Source organism: Halomicrobium zhouii, assembly GCF_900114435.1.
Lineage (GTDB): Archaea > Halobacteriota > Halobacteria > Halobacteriales > Haloarculaceae > Halomicrobium > Halomicrobium zhouii.
The window spans coordinates 111536-127883 of the sequence record NZ_FOZK01000002.1; the positions used below are offsets into that span (position 1 = coordinate 111536).

A 16348-nucleotide genomic window follows, 5' to 3' on the forward strand; every position below is an offset into this window, starting at 1 on the left:
CGGGGCTACAAGGGTATCGGACGCTCGGGCGCCACTGGGCCGAACAGCCGTGTTCGTTCCCGCTGGCGATGCGAGGACGCGGACGGGAGTGGTCTGGAACTCAGACGATGGAGTCCGGGCGCGTCATGAAGTAGTTGAAGACGGCGCCGAGGCTGAGCCCGTAGAAGACGTGGGCGAGGAACGTCAGGATCACGTACGCCACGAGCGTGAGCCCGGACTGGCCGGTGTAGAACGCGAGCACGAACCCGGTCCAGATGGCGGCGCCGAAGAAGGCGCCCTTGACCGGGTCCGACTCCCCGGGGAGGTACTCCTTGAGCGAGGCGAACAGGAGCGGCCAGGGGATCATCCCGCCGAGCAGGAAGAGGAAGAAGCCGAACAGCACCCCCGGGACGTATCCCTCGAGGCCGATCATGCGCGTCAGGAGGGCGAAGGAGTCGGTGTCGAAGGCCCCGATGGACGCGGCGATCAACAGCCCCACGGTGAGCGCGGCAGTCCCGGCGAGGCCGCCCGCGGCCCCGACGATGCCGTCGCCGAGGATGCCGATCAGCGTGTCGAACTCCTGGTCGTCCTCGGTGACGTCGTCGACGTGGGACGGGTCGTCGACGTGCGAAGTATTGTCTACCATGGGTCGTTGTAACGTGGCAGTGGATAAAAAGGTTCCCGCGAGCGGCCGATGGGCCGGATTAGAGAGCGGTCCGGACGGGAACTGTGAACGTACCGTCTGTTCTCTATCTGGGACGAGTGACGAAATACCGGGGTAATCTGTCCAGGAGTGAGACGTTGTGTTCCTTTTACCCATTGATCGATTACAAACGTTTCGTAGCTGGGCGCCGGAATGAACAGGGGTTTAAGGATTTGCTGGCCCGAGGCTGTGTATGGACCGACGTTCGTACATCAAGTCTGTCGGCGGTACCGCAGTGGCACTCTCAGTCGCGGGTTGTACCGGCGACGGTGGCGGCGACGAGGCGACGGAGACGGACGACGAGACAGAGGCCGGGTCGCCGGCGGAATCCGAGACGGCCACCGAGGCCGTCACGACTGTCACGCCGGGGACGGCGCCGGGCTTCCCACCGTTCGAGATGAAAGAGGGCGGCGAACTCGTCGGGTTCGACGTCGACCTCCTGTCGGCGGTCGTCGCGGCGGCCGAGGGGTACGAACTCGGCGAGTGGCAGGAGTTCGACTTCGACTCGCTCACGCCGGCGCTCACGGGGAACAACATCGACGTCATCGCGGCGGCGATGACCATCAACGACGAGCGCGACGAGACCATCGACTTCAGCGACCCGTACTACAACGCGGACCAGGCCGTCCTCGTCCGCGCCGACGGCGAGTTCAACCCGAGCGAACTCGGCGACCTCGCCGGCAACATGGTCGGCGCCCAGTCGGGGACCACCGGCGAGACCATCGCCAAGGAGAACGTCGAGAGCGCGAACTACAACACCTACGACAGCTACGTGTTCGCGGTGCAGGACCTCCAGAACGGCAACATCGACGCCGTCGTCCTGGACGTCCCCGTCGCGCGGACGTTCGCAGACCAGCGCCCGGTCGAGATCGCGTTCGTCGAGGAGACCGGCGAGCGCTACGGGTTCGGCGTCCGCGAGGGCGACAGCGAGCTCCAGTCGGCGCTGAACGAGGGGCTCTCGGCCGTCCGGGACTCCGGCGAGTACGAGGAGATCCGCAACGAGTGGTTCGGCTCGTCGGACGAGTGATCGATGCCGTGCCCAGTACCGGTCCCGGGCGGACTCTCCGCGGACTGGCAGTACGTGCTGGAGAACGCGTGTTACCTCGGTGACGGGCTGGCGGTCACGATAGAGCTGACGGTCGTCAGCCTCCTCGTCGGCTTCGCCGCGGGGCTCCCGGCCGGCGTCGTCGAGGTGTACGGCCACCGGTCCGACAGTCGCCCGGTCCGCTGGGCGTCCGGTCTCGTCCGGAACGCGGGCGTCGTCCTCCGCGGCACCCCCATCGTCGTCATCATCATGCTCGCGTACTTCGCCGCCGGCATCTCGCCGGCGTTCCTCGCGGCGACGGTCTCGCTCGGGTTCCGTAGCGCCGCCTACCAGGCCCAGATCTTCCGGGGCGCCATCGAGAGCGTGGACCGGGGCCAGATGGAGGCCGCCCGCGCCGTCGGCCTCTCGAAGCTCCAGTCCATCCGGCACGTCGTACTCCCGCAGGCGCTCCGGCGGAGCGTCCCGGGCTTCCAGAACGAGGTCACCATCGTGCTCAAAGACACGTCGATCGCCTTCGCTATCGGGCTCGCCGAACTGCTGACGAACAGCTACGACCTCTTCCAGTCCATCGGCCACACGACGGCCATCTTCGAGGTCATCCTCTTCGTCAGCGGCCTCTACTTCGTCCTCACGTTCTCGGCGAACCGGGCGCTCGAAGCGCTCAACGACGCCGTCGCGATCCCGGGAGGTGAACGCGGATGAGCGACGACGCCCTGCTCCGGGTCACGGACCTCCACAAGCGCTTTGGCGACGAGGAGGTGCTGAAGGGCGTCTCCTTCGAGATGGCGCCACAGGACGTCCAGGTGCTCATCGGCCCCTCCGGATCCGGGAAGTCGACGCTCCTGCGGTGTGTCAACCGCCTCACCGACTACGAGCAGGGCGAAATCGTCCTCGACGGGACGCCCACCAGCGAGATGGACGAGAACGACCTGCGCCGGCAGGTCGGGATGGTGTTCCAGGACTTCAATCTGTTCGCCCACCGCACGGCGAAGGGGAACGTCACGCTGGGCCTCCGGCAGGTGCTCGGGCTGTCGAAGGAGGAGGCCGACTCGCGCGCGATGGCCCAGCTCGAACAGGTCGGCCTCGCCGACCAGGCAGATTCCTATCCCGCGGAACTGTCCGGGGGCCAGCAGCAACGGGTCGGCATCGCCCGCGCGCTCGCGATGGACCCGAAGCTGTTGCTGTTCGACGAGCCGACGTCGGCGCTCGACCCGGAACTCATCGGCGAGGTGCTGGGCGTCATGCGCGACCTCGCCGACGAGGGGATGACGATGCTGTGTGTCACCCACGAGATGGGGTTCGCCCGGCAGGCAGCGACGGACATCATGTTCCTCGACGGCGGCACCATCGTCGAACACGGGCCGCCCGACAAACTGTTCGAGGACCCTGAACGCGAACGCACCGGCCAGTTCCTCGAACGCCTGACCAGCCTCCACGGGGACGATGGCTGAATCGACGGCGGGCGGTTCGATGGCCGACCGGGCTCGCCTGCGCGTCGGGACGCGGAGCCGGCGCTCGCTCGCGAAGTTCGTCGTCGGCGTCGCGTTCTGGGCCTGGGTCGTCCTCCGGTGGCTCAACGACTGGGCGGGCGGCCTCGTCGTCCCACGCCAGCAGCCGTTCGTCCCGCCGTCGCTGTTCACGGGCCTCGCGAACGCCGTCCCGGACGTCGTCCCGTTCGTCGCCGGCGCGCTCCGGTCGGTCGCCTTCGCCGTCGAGTTCCTGCCGGCGCTCGTGGACGCCTTCTGGCTGACCATCGTCCTGACCGGCGTCGCCACCGTTCTGGGGTTCTTCATCGCCGTCCCGCTCGCCGGCGCGCGCGTCTACGGCCGCCTCAGTGCGTGGCTGGCGCTGGGCTACGTGGAACTGTTCCGTGGGACGCCACTGCTCGCCCAGCTGTTCGTCCTCTACTACGGGCTCCCGTGGCTGCCCGCGTTCTTCCGCGAGCTTCCGTTGGTCGGCGCCGGGTTCGTCCCGGGACAGGCGGTCTTCGTCGCTATCCTCGGGTTCACACTCAACAGCGCGGCCTACCAGGCCGAGTACATCCGCGGCGCCGTCGAGAGCGTCGACCCCGGACAGCTCCTGGCCGCCCGCTCGGTCGGTCTCTCCCGGATCCAGGGGATCCGGTTCGTCGTCTTCCCGCAGGCGCTCCGGTACGCCATCCCCGGCTGGACGAACGAGCTCGTCTACCTCATCAAGTACTCCTCGCTCGCGGCGTTCATCACGGTGCCCGAACTGTTCCAGGCGGCCCAGGGCATCGCTTCGACGAACTACCGCTACACGGCGCTGTTCGTCCTCTCCGGCCTGCTCTACCTCGCCCTCGTCGTCACGGCCACCACCCTGATGGAGTACGTCGGCGACGTCGTCTCGGTCCCCGGCGTCAGCGGGACCGGGAGTCGATAGGCTCCGCCTCTCGACGGTGACCGTCGTACCCGAACTCACGCTATCGAACCCTCGCGCTATCGAAGCGAGCGGCCTCAGTACCGGGGAACGGGGGTCGAAAAGGGGTCGTCGTTCGCGGTACGAGTGAGAGAGAGTTCGACGCCCGTCTCCCCGTCAACCGAGAGGGCGACGTCGACGACGCGGCAGGTGTACGTGCGCACGTGACTCCCGGACCCACGGAAGCGAAGTTCCTCTTCGAGGAGGCCGGCGTCGACGAGCAGCTCGACCTTCCGGTAGGCAGTCGATTGCGCGATGTCGTGGTCGTCGACGATCTCGGTGACGGTCAGCGCGCCGTCGCTGGTCGCCGCCAGGATCGTTCGGCAGTCTCCGTCCTCCAGCGCTTCGAGGAGCGACCCGATCTCGGCGTCCTCGGTCAGCGCGGTGGTTTCGGTCTGGTCCCGGCTCGCCTCGATTCCAACTAGCTGCGACTGGCTCATGTATCGAGGAAGGCGGCCGGGACACAGGGTTCGATAGCCCAGCTATCGTGGGTGGTTTATATGGGGGTGGCAATTTGCCGTTGGCGGTGGCGGGGAACCGGCGCCGTCAGGACCCCGCTTCGAGGACGTCCTGCAAGAGTTTGGACTGGGCGGCGAGCAGGTGTTCGGTGACGGTCGAGGGGGTGACGTCGAACTCCGCGGCGACGTCGGTGGCGTTGGCGGCCCGCGGTCGCTCGAAGTAGCCCATCTCGTAGGCGGTCCGGAGCACCTCCAGCTGTCGATCGGTGAGTTTCGCCCGGTCGACGAACACGGTGTCGCGAGCGGTGCCGCCGGTGGGCGCCCGGACGAGACGCTGGATGTCGACGGCCGGAAAGCGGTCGCGGAACTCGCCGACGATGGTCTGGAGCCGGTCGAAGTCGGGGGCGTGAAAGACGAGTTCGAGTTCCCCGTCACTGGCGAAGTAGCGGGAGACGGGCACCCCGTACTCACCGAGACAGCCGCAGGGACAGTCCGTGTCGTGGGGAATTCGGTAGAGGTGGCGGTCGGCGTAGGCGAAGACGGGATCGTGGTCGTAGTCGTCCGGTACCGCGTCGCCGGCGACGAGAAACTCGGTGAACGCCCCCTCGGCAGTGGCCGGCCCGGCGGTCGTGGACACGTCCTTGATGACGGTGCCGGCGGCCGCCGACAGGTCGGCGATGGGGCACGCGGACGGCGTCTCGAACGCGACGGTCACGCGAATCCCGGCTGGCATTCGTCCGTTGGTATCCGGCGTCGTCACTTCAGTCTGCGGGTCTGTGGCTGAGTCGGTGAGTGGCCGAGTCGGTGAGTGGCCGAGTCGGTGAGTGGCCGAGTCGGGGAGCGGGTGGCCCGGCGGGCACGCTCACCTGGGCGTCACCGGTCGCGCGTCACTGGTCGCGGTCGAGTTCGATCCGGCGACCGCTGATCGTCTCGGGCCGGAGGACGTAGAGCTGGATGTCGAGGTCCTTCCTGGCGTCGCCCCAGATCTCGAACAGCGGTCGCTTCGCGTCGCCGTACTGTTCGACGTGTTCGGGCGTTATCTCGTCGCGAGCGATCGGGTCGAGAACGCCGCTGACCACCACGCTCCGGTACGTCCGCCCCGCCTCCTCGTAGACGACGAGACGGACGGTCGGCGACCCGGAGAGGAACTCGCGTTTCTTGCTGTCCGGAGTCGAGACGAGTCGCATGTAGAACTGCCGCTCGTCGGCGTCGTAGCCGTAGGAAATCGGGATCGCGTAGGGGTCGTCGTCGCTGGCGAGCGACAGCACACCGGTCTCGTGACGGCTCAGAAGGGCGTCCGTCTCCTCCCGCGTCATCTCCGTCTCTTGCTCCAGACCCATTGTCGGTACGTCGGCTATGTACGTCGGAACTTTATGGTTGCCTATATCTGCCGGGTCCACTGGGAAGCGGGAGAAAACGGCCGACGCGACCGGCTCGACGTCGTCCGGCGGGGCTGGCCCGGAACAGGGACGGCCTCGTCACGAACCAGTCGGGGAGAGGGGCCTCGTCACGAACCAGTCGGGGAGGGAGGCCTCGTCACTGGTCGGCCGACGGTTCCACACGTGTGAACGCGTCGGTGGAGACCGGTGCACTACAGACCACACAGCCGTTCGCGACGAGCGCGTCCCGCATGGAGGGGTTTACCTCCATGGACTCCTCGCAGTCCGGGCACACGAAGACGTACTCTTCACTGGCGCTCATCTCTAGGTAGGGCTATGTCCTCCACGGGTAAATGAAACCCCACTGTTTCCCAGACCCCGGGAGTGCTCGGACCGGTTACTGTGCTGCCGCACGTTCCTGACAGCCTGTCAGCGCGAACGAGCCAGCGGACGCTGTTCGTGTTGGGGCACGTCGCTGGCCGAGATGCCGGCGCCTTCCTAATATGGCCTATTATTACTATTACGATTAATATTTACCCCTGGGGACTCGAGAGTGAACTATGCCCCACGGGCAAGACATCGAAGGCGACACCTCGAACTACTCGTCGAAGTACGAATGCCTGCAGTGCGGAAATATCGTCGAAGCCCAGACCCACCCGGGGACGTGCTCGAAGTGCGGCGGCGACTTCCAGAACCGGGCGAAGTCGCTCGAATAACCACTCTTTCTTCCACAATGTCGGGAGAGTCCACAGCGACAGGAGACGGTGCTGCCCCCGCCGTAGAATCGCCCCCGGAGACCGCCCTCGACACCGCCCGCCACCAGCTCAAACAGGCCGCCTCCCACGTCGACGTCGACCCGAACATCGTCGAACGGCTCACCTACCCCGCCGCGGTCCACGAGGTGACTGTCCCGCTGAAACGCGACGACGGCACCGTCGAGATGCTACAGGCGTTTCGCGCCCAGCACGACAGCGTCCGCGGTCCCTACAAGGGCGGGCTCCGCTATCACCCCCATGTCGGCCGCGAGGAGTGCATCGGCCTGGCGATGTGGATGACCTGGAAGTGCGCCGTCGTCGACATCCCCTTCGGTGGCGCGAAGGGCGGCGTCGTCGTCAACCCGAAGGAGCTGAGCGACGACGAGACGGAGCGTCTGACTCGCCGGTTCACCAACGAAATCCGCAACGTCATCGGGCCGATGACCGACATCCCGGCGCCGGACATGGGCACCGACGCCCAGACGATGGCGTGGATCATGGACGCCTACAGCGTCCAGGAGGCCGAGACCATCCCCGGCGTCGTCACCGGGAAGCCGCCCGTCATCGGCGGGAGCAAGGGACGCGAAGAGGCGCCCGGCCGGAGCGTCGCCATCGTCAGCCGGGAGTTGCTGGCGTACTCCGACTACCCCATCGAGGACACGACCGTCGCCGTCCAGGGCTTCGGCAGCGTCGGCGCCAACGCCGCCCGCCTGCTCGACGAGTGGGGCGCCACCGTCGTCGCCGTAAGCGACGTCAACGGCGCCGCCTACGACCCCGACGGCCTCGACACCCACGCCATCCCGTCCCACGACGAGGAGCCGGAGGCCGTCACGAAATACGCCGACGAGACCATCGGCAGCGGGGAGATCCTGGAACTCGACGTCGACCTCCTCGTCCCGGCCGCCATCGGGAACGTCATCACCGAGGACAACGCACGGGACGTCCGTGCCGACATGGTCGTCGAGGGCGCCAACGGCCCGACGACGTTCGTCGCCGACTCCATCCTGACCGAGCGGGAGATCACGGTCGTACCCGACATCCTCGCCAACGCGGGCGGCGTGACGGTGAGTTACTTCGAGTGGCTCCAGGACATCAACCGTCGCTCGTGGTCGCGTGACCGGGTCAACGAGGAGCTCGAAGCCGAGATGATCGCCGCCTGGGACGCCGTCCGGAGCGAGGTCGAGGAACGCGACGTGACGTGGCGCGAGGCGGCGTACATCGTCGCCCTCTCCCGCATCGCGGCCGCCCACGAGTGCCGCGGCCTCTGGCCCTGAAACTTTCGGCAGGGATCCGGATGGGCTTTCGGGCTGTCGAGCACGTCACAGCCGGCGCCGTACGTATCGACCAGCGTTTTGGGTGGGTCACTCGTGGGGAGACATATGCACACGCGCGACCTCTCTCACCCCATCGAATCTGACATGCCGGTGTTCCCCGGCGACCCCGGCGTTTCGGTCGAACCGCACGCCACCGTCGACGCGGACGGCTATCGCGTGTCGGCGGTCGAACTGGGGAGCCACACTGGCACCCACGTCGACGCGCCGAGCCACACCGAGGCCGACGGGCGGGCCATCGACGACCTCGACGTCGACCGGTTCGCGTTCGACGCCGTCCTGGCCGACTGCACCGGCCTGGCTCCCCGGACGGCCATCGGGCCCGAGGACCTCCCCGCCACCGACGCGGACCTGCTCGTCGTCCACACCGGCTGGGACGAGTACTGGGGCGAGGACGCGTATCTTGACCACCCGTTCCTGTCGCCCGACGCCGCCGCGTTCTGTGTCGAACAGGGGTACGACGTCGCCGTCGACGCGCTCAACGTGGATCCGACGCCGACCGGCGAGGGCGACGGTAGTGACGAACCGGCGGAAGACGAACCGGACGGCTTCCAGGCCCACCACGCGCTCCTCGGTGCGGATCGGCTCATCTTCGAGAACCTCACCGACCTGTCGGGGCTCCCCGACCGGTTCGAAGTGCTGGCCTTCCCGCTCAGACTCCGGGCTGGGGACGGGTCGCCGGTCCGCGCCGTGGCACGGTACGGGTGAGCAGCACCGGTGGTAACACTCGCGTCAGGGCGAACTCAAGTTCCTGCAGTCGCAAGGGAGAGTAATGGCAGCATCCACGCCCACACCGGGCATCCACCACGTCACCTGTATCGCGGGCGACCCGCAGCGGAACCTCGACTTCTGGGTCGAGACGCTGGGCCTCCGGCTGGTCAAGCGCTCGATCAACCAGGACGACCCCGGGACGTACCACTTCTTCTTCGCCGACGCGGAGGGGAACCCCGGGACCAGCATGACGTTCTTCCCCTGGGAGAACCAGTCGGGCGGCAAGGTCGGCTCCGGCCAGGTCTCCCGGACGGCGTTCCGCGTCCCCGAGGGGAGCCTCGATTACTGGGAGGCGCGCTTCGACGACTACGGCGTCGACTACGACGAGCGCGTCGAACGGTTCGGGGAGACGGTCCTCCCGTTCCGCGACCCCGACGGCCTCCCGGTCGAACTGGTCGCAGTCGAGATTCCCGAGGACGACCCCACGGTCCCCTGGACCGAGTTCGTCCCCGAGGACTACGCCATCCATGGGTTCCACTCGGTGACGCTCTGGCTGGCCGACCCCGGGCCGACGACGGAGTTGCTCCAGACGATGGGCCTGGAGGAGGTCGGCACCGAGCAGGCCCAGGGCGACACGCCGGGCGACGAGCGAACCCGCTTCGCCGCGGAGGGGCCCGTCGGTCGCTACGTCGACGTGCTCCCGACCATCGAGGGCGGTCGGCAGGGCCACGGCACGGTCCACCACGTCGCCTTCCAGACGCCATCCGACGAGGACCAGGAGTCGATGCGGAAGGCAGTCCGGTCGCAAGGACTCAGTCCCACCCAGCAGATCGACCGCCACTGGTTCCGGTCGGTGTACTTCCGCGAACACGGCGGCGTGCTGTTCGAACTCGCGACGAACGGGCCGGGCTACGACAGCGACGAACCCCTCGACGACCTCGGCGGCCGCCTCGTCCTGCCCGGGAAGTTCGAGGCCCGGCGCGAGGAAATCGAGGCCGGCCTCGCCGACGTGACAATCCCCCGGGCCGAGCAGGTCGAAGCGGACGACGACTGAGCACTGGGTGGTCGATCGCCGGTTCCTGGCTACCACGTGGCGACCACGAGACATTTATACGATTCACCGGTGAGCCACGGGTATGTCCCCGAAACGGTTCCTCCGCGCCCTCGTCCGGCCACGCGACGCGCTCGGCGAGTGGACGCCGAGTATCACTCTCGCCGTCGTCGCCGTCGTGTCGCTCTGTGCGCTCAACGCCGCGTCGGTCGCCTACGCGGGCGACGCCATCGCGGGCGAGGTCAGCGGTAGCGTCACGGTCGAGAACCCCGAGAAACTCCCGGAGTGGGTCTGCGAGGATTCGGAGACGGATATGCCCACAGTGAACGACGATGGCTGCGACGCGCCGGCGACGATACAGGAGCCGCTCCGGGGCGCCGCGAGCAGCGCCGTCGACGCGGTCGTGCTGAAGGCGGCGCTCGCGCCCGCCGCGTGGGTGGTCCTGTTCGCGTCGCTGTTCGCCGTCTGCTCGGGGAGCGTCGGCGGCCGCGACGGCGAAGTGTTCGCCGCGTTCCGCGACGGGCTGGGAATCGCCGCCATCGCCGCAGTGCCTGGAGCCCTCCGCTACCTCGCCCGGCCGGTAGCGGTCCAGCGCGCGCTCGCGGACTGGACGCACCCTGGAACCCTCAACGAGGTCGGGACCGCGGCGGTCCACGCGCTGTTCCCCGACGGGCCGCTCTGGGCCGCCGTCGTGGTTCTCTCGGCGCTCTGGACCGGGTTCGTCGTCTTCGGGGGCGCCCGCGCCGGCTTCGAGATGGAGGTCGGACTGGCCGCCCCGCTCGCGGCCGCAGCGTTCCTCACGACGGCCGCGTCGGCCGCGCTGGGGAACGGCGGCTGGACCGGGACGCCGGGCGGTATCGGTCTCCTCCTGCTCGGCGGGGGCGTCGTCGGGCTGCTCGCCGCCTACACGTACATCTCCATCTCCAAGGAGTTCGAACTGGTCGGCTTCAGCGGGAGTCGACAGGTCGAACCCCAGTCGTGGTACGTCGGCCTCCACCGCCTCGTCGCGCTCTGCGTCGTGGTCGTCGGGTTCGTCTTCCTGGACGGCCTCGCGCTCGCGTGAAATCGGCGTACGTCACGTGTGTTTGTTTATGGAACGGGTGGTTCTCGGTTGAGACAGTGAAATGAACATTGGCAGGAAGACGTAGAAAGCCCTCGGCGCGCTCGGGTCGCGGGGCTCGCTGCGGTCCTCGCCTTCGGCTGTGGTCCTTGCGTCGCCCGGCTTCCCCGAGCCCGCCTCGCCCTTTCAGTCCTCCAGGGACCGCATCGCACCGCAGCCCTGCCCTTCCCCTTCCACGCGAGCGAAGCGAGTGTGGGCTCGAAAGACGAGGTGTGCCGAGTCTTTCGGTGGGTCGGCCGACGAGACGGCCTCCCGGCCGACCGCCGGGCGGGTGCGGAGCGGTCAGGAAGCGTGATTCGGCGCGGACGCGCCGAATCCGGGGAGGGTTGGTGGACTCAATCGCGAGCGCGTTTTCTCGCGCGAGCGATGCTGTTCCTGGAGGACTGAAAGGGCGAGGTGCGGTCGACGAAGCACGACGCGTCAAGCACCGTGGTTCGAGAGAGCGAAGCTCTCTCGTCATCACGAAAGAGCGCGTACGCGCTCTTTCGAACGACAACGGAGTGAGGAGCGCAGACTGTGGCGCGCGAGTCGAGCGCGCCGAGGGCTTTCGACGTGTTTGCGGTAGCGTTGTCGACTCCAGAGAGCGCGCCGAGGGCTTTCTGGGTGTTGGCGGTCTCGTTTCTTCCAGCGCAATTCCGACGAACCACCCACTCAGTTCACACACTGTACTGACCGAACTGGACCGACGAGTCCCGGTACAGATCGATGGGCCTGCAGAGTTGGCGCAGCGGCAGTCCCCACACCACCGCGCTTATGCCTCACTTGACTGACCGAGGGATATGGCCGAGGACGCCGACTGCCTGGTCCAGGCGATACGCCCCGTCGCCCGCTCGTACTTCCCGCCGGAGACGAGCCCCGCCCACGACTGGTTTCACGTCCAGCGGGTCGAGACGAACGCCGAGCGACTCCTCGCCGAGTTACCCGACGCTGACACCGAATGCGTTCAGCTCGCGGTCCTGCTACACGATATCGGTCGGGCGAAGGAGGACGCCGGCGAAATCGAGGACCACGCCGCGTGGGGCGCCGACGAGAGCGAGCGAATCCTCCGCGAGCACGGCGCTGCGGAGGGAGCGACCGAGACCGTGAGCCACTGCGTCCGCGCCCACCGCTATTCGAACGACGTGGAACCGGCAACTATCGAGGCGAAGATCGTCAGCGACGCGGACAACCTCGACGCGATGGGCGCGGTCGGCGTCGCCCGCTGTTTCGCCTACGGCGGCGAGCTGGGGTCGCCGATTCACGACCCCTCGCTCCCGCCCGAGGACGATCCGACATCGGCCGGGAAGACGCAGTGCAACCACCTTCACGCGAAGATCCTCGACCTCCCGAACCGGATGTACACCGACGCTGGGCGCGACCTCGCCGACGGGCGAACCGGGTTCGTCCGGGAGTTCCTCGCGCAGTTCGAACGGGAGACGGCCGGCGAGCGATAGCGTGCCAAGGGCTGAGCGGCCGGTGGACGTGTACAATAACGAAAGTGGTCCAGCCACGGCGACGGACAGATCTACGTGGCCGGACGTGTGGGGATGGGTGGGGAGTCTGCCGGGGACGGAATCCGGCAGGTAACTGACGGAGTGGACGAAGGATAGTAGGCCAGGCTTACTCGTTAGGTACCGATCAGACTCGCCCGGAGCGCGGGGCCGAACGCCGAAAGCGACGCCGGTCGACGCGTCGGCGTCACGGATCGCACCCGCCCACGTGCGTGGGGGTTCGACACACACCGTCCCGATTTCGGACGGCAGATGGCGTCTGTCCCGAGATTGGCGGACGTACCCGCCCGATGACCACAATATCTAATAGATGGGGGCAGCAAGAGTGAGTGGAATGCTGGGTGTTCACACGGTATCGTCTTTCACACTCGCGTGGTTCCCCGTCGCCCACGCCGGGGACGTCAGGGCCCCGGCCGACGTCTTCAACGAGATCTTCACGGTCTTTCTGGTGCTCGGGACGGCCGTCGGCGTGGTGGTGGTTGGATACACGCTGTACAACGCGTACAAGTACCGGGACGGCGACGGCGACGGCGTCGACGCGGACGTCGAACGGCCCCAGATGGGCGAACTGCCCACGGGCGGGGGTGGTGGGAAGAAGCTGTTCCTCTCACTGACGATCAGTGCGATCATCGTCGTCGGGCTGATCCTCTGGACGTACGTCTCGCTGCTGTACATCGAGGAGGGCCCGTCCAGTCAGCAGGCCCAGCAGCAGGCCCTGGACAACGCCGGCATCGCGTCGGCGAGCGAGTCCGACGCGGCGGCACAGGCCCAGGCGAACCAGTCGGGCGAACTGGATCCGATCACCATCGACGTGGTCGGGATGCAGTTCTCCTGGCAGTTCGTCTACCCGAACGGGCACACGACGACGGGTGAGTTACGGGTGCCACAGAACCGCCTGATACAGCTCAACGTCACCTCCGCGGACGTGTTCCACAACATCGGCTCGCCGGAGCTCCGGTTCAAGGCCGACGCCGTGCCGGGCCAGGAGACCGACGCCTGGTTCGTCGCCAAGCAGACGGGCACCTACCAGGCCAACTGCTACGAACTGTGTGGCTCGGGCCACTCCTACATGACCGCGGACATCCGCGTGGTCACCCAGAACGGCTACGACCAGTGGTACGACCGGACCAACGAGTCAGGTAACGAGGCGGCGGGCAACGAGAGCGGCGGTAACGGCACGGCGGCCGGCAATAACGAGAGCGCCCGCGTGACGGCCGGTTCCGGACCCCCGACAGCTGGTTCCGGCCCCGCGGCGACCCAGCGGGTGATAGCCCCATGAGTGAACTCCCACCGAAATCGTCGATCAAGCGCTGGTTCCTGACGACCAACCACAAGGACATCGGCGTCCTCTACCTGATCACGGCGCTGTTCTTCCTGATCTTCGGCGGGCTGCTCGCCCTGCTGTTCCGGGTCGAGTTGCTCTCGCCCGCGGCCGACTTCCTGGGTGAGAGCGGCTACAACCAGGCTGTCTCGGCCCACGGACTGCTGATGGTGTTCTGGTTCATCTCGCCCTTCGCCTTCGGATTTGCCAACTACATCGTTCCCCTGCAGATCGGCGCCGACGACCTGGCGTTCCCGCGGCTGAACGCACTGTCGTACTGGTTCTACCTCTTCTCGGGGCTCCTGTTCGGCGTCTCGTTCTTCCAGGGCCAGACGTTCTCCGGCGGCTGGACGATGTACGCGCCGCTGAACACCCCGACGTACCTCCCCGGCGAGGCGCTCGGGGCGACGACGGTCGTGCTGGCGCTCATCATGTTCGTCACGGCGGTCACGCTGGGTTCGGTGAACTTCCTGACGACGATGTACCGGATGCGTGCGGAGGGGCTTCGGATGCGGGACCTGCCGCTCTTTTCCATCTCGATCAACCTCACGGTGTGGATGATGCTGTTCGCCTTCGCCGCGCTGCTGGCGGCGCTGATGATCCTCACCTCGGACCACATCCTCGGGACCCACTACTTCTCCTACGAGATCGGCGGCGAGGGGATCACGCAGGGCGGGAACAACCCCGGCGCGTCGCTGCTGTGGGCCCACCTCTTCTGGTTCTTCGGCCACCCGGAGGTGTACATCGTCTTCTTCCCCGCACTGGGAATCATGGCCGAGTGCTTCCAGACGTTCACCGGCCGCCGCATCGTCGGGCGCAAGTGGTTCATCATCGCGATGGTGCTGGTCGCCCTGCAGAGCTTCATCGTCTGGATGCACCACATGTTCCTCACCGGGATCAACCTGCAGATCAAGACCGTCTTCATGGCGACGACCATCGGCATCTCCCTGCCGTTCGACCTGATGGTCTTCTCGCTGATCTACACGATGATCAAGGGACGGATCCGATTCACGACGCCGTTTCTCTTCTCGCTGGGCGCGCTCATCGTCTTCATCCTCGGGGGCATCACCGGCGTCTTCCTCGGCGCCGTCGTGCTCGACTACCAGTTCCGGGGCACCTACTGGGTCGTCGCCCACTTCCACTACGTCATGGTCGGCGGCGCGACGGCGCTGTTCGGCGGCCTCTACTACTGGTATCCGAAGATAACGGGGAAGATGTACGACGAGTTCCTCGGGAAGGTCCACTTCGGCGTGTTCATGCTCGGGTTCAACCTGCTGTACTTCCCGATGTTCCTCGCCTGGGAGACGCCCCGGCGGGTGTTCGACTACGGTGACTTCACGACGACCATCGCGCTGGGCGACCTCGGAACGTACGTCGTCCCCTACGAGGTCTGGCACAACATGTCGACGATCGGGGCCGCCATCCTCGGGGCCTCGTTCCTCATCATGTTCTACAACCTCTTCGTCAGCTACTGGCACGGCGAGGACGCCGGCGACAACCCCTGGGCCTACGCCACCTCCGCGGAGTGGGCCGTCTCCTCGCCGCCGCCCCTGGAGAACTTCCACGACACGCCGAGCTACGCCTCGGGCAGGCTGGAGTTCCTCGACGACGAGGAGGTGGCCAGGCGGAGTAGCGGCTCGTCGGGCGGTGGCCTCGCCGGCCACGGCGCCACGGCGACGGACGGCGGCACCTCCACGGACGGTGGCGCCATCGCGCAAGCGGGCCCCGAGGCCGCACTCGCGACGGGCACCGGCACCGCCGGCGAGCACGGCCACGACGGCCACGCCGACCACGCCAGCCTCTGGCCCTTCATCGTCGGCGTCGCCGGCTTCGTGCTCTTCCTCGGGCTCTCGGGCATCCGGACGGGGGGCACGTTCTACACGTCGCTCACCGTCGTCGGCGCCGTCGGGGTGTTCGGCAGCTTCGTCGGCATGGCCCAGGAGCCGTTCTACGCGCCCGAACCCCTGCTGGCCGAGCGGTGGCCCTACGACGGCGTCGAGAAGATGAAACTCGGCATGTGGACGTTCCTGGCCAGCGACATCGTCCTCTTCGGGGCGTTCATCGGCTCGTACGTCTTCGTCCGGGTCGCCTACGGCTGGCAGGAGTGGCACCACCTCATCCCCGAGGCCCACGTGACGATGCCGGGGCTGATCAACACCTACCTGCTGCTCACCAGCAGTTTCGCCGTCGTGCTCGCGATGGTCGCCGCGGAGAAGGAGTCGCGCAAGGGCGTGCTGGCTTCGCTCGGCGCGACGTTCGCCCTGGGCGTGGGCTTCCTGATCAACAAGGCTCTGGAGTGGGACCACCTGTTCAACCTCCACGGCTCGGAGGCGTTCCCCCACGGCTGGGACCTGACGACCAACCTCGCGTCGTCGACGTTCTACCTGACGACCGGGCTCCACGGGGCCCACGTCGCCATCGGGCTCATCATGGTCGCCTACATGTTCCTCCGGGCGTGGAACGGCGCCTACATGGGCGACGAGAAGCCCATCGAGTACTTCGGACTGTACTGGCACCTGGTGGACATCGTCTGGCTGTTCCTGTTCCCGCTGTTCTACATCCTCTGAGG

General features: G+C 67.2%; 17 protein-coding genes. 12 read left to right on the forward strand and 5 right to left on the reverse strand.

All coding sequences use genetic code 11. The features are described from left to right. Positions 1 to 100: 100 nt before the first annotated feature. Positions 101 to 625: a DUF6789 family protein gene (locus tag BM337_RS08100; protein WP_089815826.1), complete on the reverse strand. Its 525-nt coding sequence runs from the start codon at positions 623 to 625 to the stop codon at positions 101 to 103. A 250-nt stretch (positions 626 to 875) separates the two neighbouring features. Between BM337_RS08100 and BM337_RS08105 the strand changes: the two genes are divergently transcribed. The 4 genes from BM337_RS08105 to BM337_RS08120 are packed head-to-tail and all read left to right on the forward strand — an operon-like array spanning position 876 to position 4127. Next, positions 876 to 1709 (forward strand): basic amino acid ABC transporter substrate-binding protein, encoded by an 834-nt coding sequence (locus tag BM337_RS08105; RefSeq protein ID WP_089815828.1) that lies wholly within the window; start codon positions 876 to 878, stop codon positions 1707 to 1709. Positions 1710 to 1712: 3 nt separating this feature from the next. Next, positions 1713 to 2429, forward strand: coding sequence for an amino acid ABC transporter permease (locus tag BM337_RS08110; protein ID WP_089815830.1), 717 nt, complete (start codon positions 1713 to 1715; stop codon positions 2427 to 2429). Beyond that, positions 2426 to 3178, forward strand: a complete 753-nt coding sequence (locus BM337_RS08115) for an amino acid ABC transporter ATP-binding protein (RefSeq protein ID WP_089815832.1) — start codon at positions 2426 to 2428, stop codon at positions 3176 to 3178. The genes BM337_RS08110 and BM337_RS08115 overlap by 4 nt, the downstream gene beginning before the upstream one ends. Then, complete coding sequence (locus BM337_RS08120; protein WP_089815834.1) at positions 3171 to 4127, forward strand: amino acid ABC transporter permease; 957 nt, start codon at positions 3171 to 3173, stop codon at positions 4125 to 4127. Before BM337_RS08115 ends, BM337_RS08120 begins: the two co-directional genes overlap by 8 nt. 74 nt (positions 4128 to 4201) lie before the next feature. Here the strand turns inward: BM337_RS08120 and BM337_RS08125 are convergent, their stop codons facing one another. From BM337_RS08125 to BM337_RS21055, 4 genes are all read right to left on the reverse strand, one after another. Beyond that, entirely contained in the window at positions 4202 to 4603 is a 402-nt protein-coding gene (locus BM337_RS08125) for an ArsR/SmtB family transcription factor (protein ID WP_089815836.1), read from the reverse strand. Positions 4604 to 4709: 106 nt separating this feature from the next. After that, on the reverse strand, positions 4710 to 5354 hold the full coding sequence (locus BM337_RS08130) for a helix-turn-helix domain-containing protein (RefSeq protein WP_089815838.1): 645 nt from the start codon (positions 5352 to 5354) through the stop codon (positions 4710 to 4712). Positions 5355 to 5508: 154 nt separating this feature from the next. Next, entirely contained in the window at positions 5509 to 5961 is a 453-nt protein-coding gene (locus BM337_RS08135) for a pyridoxamine 5'-phosphate oxidase family protein (protein ID WP_089815840.1), read from the reverse strand. 196 nt (positions 5962 to 6157) lie between these two features. Then, the gene (locus BM337_RS21055) at positions 6158 to 6322 is read right to left on the reverse strand and encodes a DUF7560 family zinc ribbon protein (RefSeq protein ID WP_177227342.1); all 165 of its coding nucleotides are present in this window, start codon (positions 6320 to 6322) and stop codon (positions 6158 to 6160) included. A gap of 238 nt (positions 6323 to 6560) precedes the next feature. Here BM337_RS21055 and BM337_RS20500 point away from each other — a divergent pair, with 238 nt between their 5' ends. The 8 genes from BM337_RS20500 to BM337_RS08170 all read left to right on the forward strand — a co-directional run bounded on the left by BM337_RS20500 (position 6561) and on the right by BM337_RS08170 (position 16346). After that, positions 6561 to 6716: a rubrerythrin-like domain-containing protein gene (locus BM337_RS20500; RefSeq protein WP_143117662.1), complete on the forward strand. Its 156-nt coding sequence runs from the start codon at positions 6561 to 6563 to the stop codon at positions 6714 to 6716. Between the two features lie 17 nt (positions 6717 to 6733). Next, positions 6734 to 8029: a glutamate dehydrogenase GdhB gene (gene gdhB / locus BM337_RS08140; protein WP_089815842.1), complete on the forward strand. Its 1296-nt coding sequence runs from the start codon at positions 6734 to 6736 to the stop codon at positions 8027 to 8029. 105 nt (positions 8030 to 8134) lie between these two features. Continuing rightward, positions 8135 to 8794 (forward strand): cyclase family protein, encoded by a 660-nt coding sequence (locus tag BM337_RS08145; RefSeq protein WP_089815845.1) that lies wholly within the window; start codon positions 8135 to 8137, stop codon positions 8792 to 8794. 64 nt (positions 8795 to 8858) lie between these two features. Continuing rightward, complete coding sequence (locus BM337_RS08150) at positions 8859 to 9851, forward strand: VOC family protein (RefSeq protein ID WP_089815847.1); 993 nt, start codon at positions 8859 to 8861, stop codon at positions 9849 to 9851. An 82-nt stretch (positions 9852 to 9933) separates the two neighbouring features. After that, positions 9934 to 10911, forward strand: a complete 978-nt coding sequence (locus BM337_RS08155) for a DUF6199 family natural product biosynthesis protein (RefSeq protein WP_089815849.1) — start codon at positions 9934 to 9936, stop codon at positions 10909 to 10911. A gap of 857 nt (positions 10912 to 11768) precedes the next feature. After that, positions 11769 to 12401, forward strand: a complete 633-nt coding sequence (locus BM337_RS08160) for an HD domain-containing protein (protein WP_089817142.1) — start codon at positions 11769 to 11771, stop codon at positions 12399 to 12401. 391 nt (positions 12402 to 12792) lie between these two features. Further along, on the forward strand, positions 12793 to 13737 hold the full coding sequence (locus tag BM337_RS08165) for a cupredoxin domain-containing protein (protein ID WP_089815851.1): 945 nt from the start codon (positions 12793 to 12795) through the stop codon (positions 13735 to 13737). After that, the gene (locus tag BM337_RS08170; protein WP_089815853.1) at positions 13734 to 16346 is read left to right on the forward strand and encodes a cbb3-type cytochrome c oxidase subunit I; all 2613 of its coding nucleotides are present in this window, start codon (positions 13734 to 13736) and stop codon (positions 16344 to 16346) included. Before BM337_RS08165 ends, BM337_RS08170 begins: the two co-directional genes overlap by 4 nt. Positions 16347 to 16348: the final 2 nt, after the last annotated feature.

Coding starts and splice junctions, on each gene's coding strand:
- BM337_RS08100 (WP_089815826.1), bottom strand. CDS start 625: ATGGTAGACAATACTTCGCACGTCGACGACCCGTCCCACGTCGACGAC.
- BM337_RS08105 (WP_089815828.1), top strand. CDS start 876: ATGGACCGACGTTCGTACATCAAGTCTGTCGGCGGTACCGCAGTGGCA.
- BM337_RS08110 (WP_089815830.1), top strand. CDS start 1,713: ATGCCGTGCCCAGTACCGGTCCCGGGCGGACTCTCCGCGGACTGGCAG.
- BM337_RS08115 (WP_089815832.1), top strand. CDS start 2,426: ATGAGCGACGACGCCCTGCTCCGGGTCACGGACCTCCACAAGCGCTTT.
- BM337_RS08120 (WP_089815834.1), top strand. CDS start 3,171: ATGGCTGAATCGACGGCGGGCGGTTCGATGGCCGACCGGGCTCGCCTG.
- BM337_RS08125 (WP_089815836.1), bottom strand. CDS start 4,603: ATGAGCCAGTCGCAGCTAGTTGGAATCGAGGCGAGCCGGGACCAGACC.
- BM337_RS08130 (WP_089815838.1), bottom strand. CDS start 5,354: ATGCCAGCCGGGATTCGCGTGACCGTCGCGTTCGAGACGCCGTCCGCG.
- BM337_RS08135 (WP_089815840.1), bottom strand. CDS start 5,961: ATGGGTCTGGAGCAAGAGACGGAGATGACGCGGGAGGAGACGGACGCC.
- BM337_RS21055 (WP_177227342.1), bottom strand. CDS start 6,322: ATGAGCGCCAGTGAAGAGTACGTCTTCGTGTGCCCGGACTGCGAGGAG.
- BM337_RS20500 (WP_143117662.1), top strand. CDS start 6,561: ATGCCCCACGGGCAAGACATCGAAGGCGACACCTCGAACTACTCGTCG.
- gdhB (WP_089815842.1), top strand. CDS start 6,734: ATGTCGGGAGAGTCCACAGCGACAGGAGACGGTGCTGCCCCCGCCGTA.
- BM337_RS08145 (WP_089815845.1), top strand. CDS start 8,135: ATGCACACGCGCGACCTCTCTCACCCCATCGAATCTGACATGCCGGTG.
- BM337_RS08150 (WP_089815847.1), top strand. CDS start 8,859: ATGGCAGCATCCACGCCCACACCGGGCATCCACCACGTCACCTGTATC.
- BM337_RS08155 (WP_089815849.1), top strand. CDS start 9,934: ATGTCCCCGAAACGGTTCCTCCGCGCCCTCGTCCGGCCACGCGACGCG.
- BM337_RS08165 (WP_089815851.1), top strand. CDS start 12,793: ATGCTGGGTGTTCACACGGTATCGTCTTTCACACTCGCGTGGTTCCCC.
- BM337_RS08170 (WP_089815853.1), top strand. CDS start 13,734: ATGAGTGAACTCCCACCGAAATCGTCGATCAAGCGCTGGTTCCTGACG.